This is a genomic window from Roseateles sp. (genome assembly GCF_049240545.1).
In the GTDB taxonomy this organism is placed as follows: Bacteria; Pseudomonadota; Gammaproteobacteria; order Burkholderiales; family Burkholderiaceae_C; genus Paucibacter_A.
This window is the reverse complement of the sequence record NZ_JBMLSK010000264.1, coordinates 1-2063: the sequence shown is the minus strand read 5'-3', so window position 1 is coordinate 2063 and position 2063 is coordinate 1. Positions and strand designations below refer to the sequence as shown.

Sequence of the window (2063 nt, the reverse complement as noted above, 5' to 3'; positions counted from 1 at the left end):
CCCAAGTTCGACACTTACTGCGCGTAAGTTGTTGATTTGATTTGAAGGCGACTTCAGTCCGCAGACTACAAATCAACCGTCGGGGGGTCCCCCGCGTCTGACGGCATGAGGCCGTCAGGCGTCGGAACCGGGAGCCCGACCGCGGCGAACAACTCCCGCTGGGCGGCACCGAGTTCAGTCAGACCGCGCAGCAACTGCCCATCGGGAGCCTGCGCCGTCTGGTGCTGAATTCGCCTCAACTGCTCCAGCAACCGCGCCGGGGACTCCTGGCGGTTGCTGGCCTTCAGCCGCATGCGCAGCACACGATGGAGGATCAGCGCCAAGAAGCACACCAACGCGTGGGCGCGGATCCGTCGTGGCAGCCGGTGATACACCGGCCCGATCTCGATCTCGCTCTTGAGCGCGCGGAAGCCGCGCTCGATGTCCGCCAGGCTCTTGTAGCGCTGCACGACTTCAGCGGCCGGTGTGTCGGTGTTCGTCACCAGCAGCAGCTTGCCGTCCAGCCCTTGGAGGTACTGCAGCCGCTGTTCGTCGACGGTGAACTGGAACAGCTCGCTGTGCAGGTCCACCTGGATCAGATGTGCCAGGTTGGCATCCTTGACGGCGTGGTACAGCCGCGCCTTGGCGCCCGAGTCCGACAGCGGCCGACCGCGTCGCCGCTGGCCGGCATCCTGCGCGTCCAGCCGTCCGCCCCACTGCTCGCCCAGCGCGATCAACTCGCGCATCTGCTCGCGCCTGGCTTGGCTGCGCCGCTGCGCCACCACGGGGTCGTGGGCGACCACCAGTCGGTGTTGCATTGGCGGGTCTGCCGGGTCCTTCTCGTCCCCCGTGGCCCAGCGCAGTTCGTCGATCCACGTAACCGCCGAATCGTGCCCGGCATCCAATGCCTTGAGCTCGTTGCGGAACTCGCCGTACCGTGCAGCCGGTACCGCCAGCACGTACTCCAAGCGCACGCCGCGACCCGTCGCGTCCAGCTCGGCCTGCAGCTGCGCAATCTCCCGCAGGTTGTTCAAGCTCAGCAGGCCGCGATCGGCCACCAAGACCACGCGCTTGAGCGGCCAGCGCTCCAACAGCGCACGGATCATCGGCAGCAGCGTCTTCGCTTCGGCCGTATTGCCCGGGTGGACCTCATGCGCGATGGGCAGCCCCTCGGCGGTCTGCACCAGCGACAGCACAAACTGGCGCGCCACCCCGCCGTCCTTGGACTTGCCGAGGTCGCGCACGTCGCCGTCGACCACCGCTTCGCCGTGCACCTTGATGGTGGTGAGGTCGTAGAACACGACCGACAGCTCCTGGTCGATCAGCGGGCGCATCAGCAGCGCAAGTCGTTCGTTGATCGCATCGGCGTGATCGTCGATGACGTCCATCGCGCGCAGCAGGTGCTGATGCTCCGGCAGACCGCCATCGAAGCCGAAGCCGCGCGGCAGCGCCACCGTCTGCAGCCAGCGCAGCACACCGAGCTTGGAGGACGGATCGCACAGCCGATTGAAGACCATCGCCCGCAGGCAGGCCAGCACGTCCAGCTCGGTCTTCGAGCGGCGCCAAGCCAGCGACAGGCCCTCCAGATCCAGCGCCCGCCACAGTTGCCACAGCGCCCAGACATCGCCGGCGGCACGCGCCTCCAAGAAGCGCAGATCGGTGATGCGGGCCGAGCTCACCGGTGCGTCGGCGCGGCCCTGTGCGCGGCTCAGTGCGGCGATGAGTCGATCGACATCGCCGCCCGGTTCAAGTCGGCCCAGCGTGGCCAGCGTACGCTGCCGGGGCTGGCCGGCCTCGTTGCGGAACGACTCCACCAGCTGCGCGTAGCGGCGCCCGCCGGAGGTCGTGACCTTGATGAACATGGCCGCGAGTGTAGCCGAGGCATCGGCAGATGGAAACTACAAAGCTCTCTTGACGTGCCACTACAAGCATCTAGCGAAAATGCCCTGTGTGGCGCTCCAACTCGTTGATCCGTCACGGCTTCGCGCCGCGCTCATGCGACAAAAGGCCGCGGAAGTGTCGAACTTGGGTGGCCAGCGTACGCTGCCGGGGCTGGCCGGCCTCGTTGCGGAACGACTCCACCA

The 2063-nt window shown here is 67.0% G+C and carries 1 protein-coding gene; it reads right to left on the bottom strand.

Going from position 1 to position 2063, the window contains the following annotated elements:
- Window positions 1-65 precede the first annotated feature (65 nt).
- A complete protein-coding gene (locus ACOVRJ_RS17205) occupies window positions 66-1841 on the bottom strand; it encodes an IS1634 family transposase (protein ID WP_422045062.1) in 1776 nt (591 codons plus the stop codon).
- Between the last annotated feature and the right edge of the window lie 222 nt (window positions 1842-2063).

Excerpts from the sequence above, each read along its gene's own strand:
- ACOVRJ_RS17205 (WP_422045062.1), bottom strand. The coding sequence starts at position 1,841 with ATGTTCATCAAGGTCACGACCTCCGGCGGGCGCCGCTACGCGCAGCTG.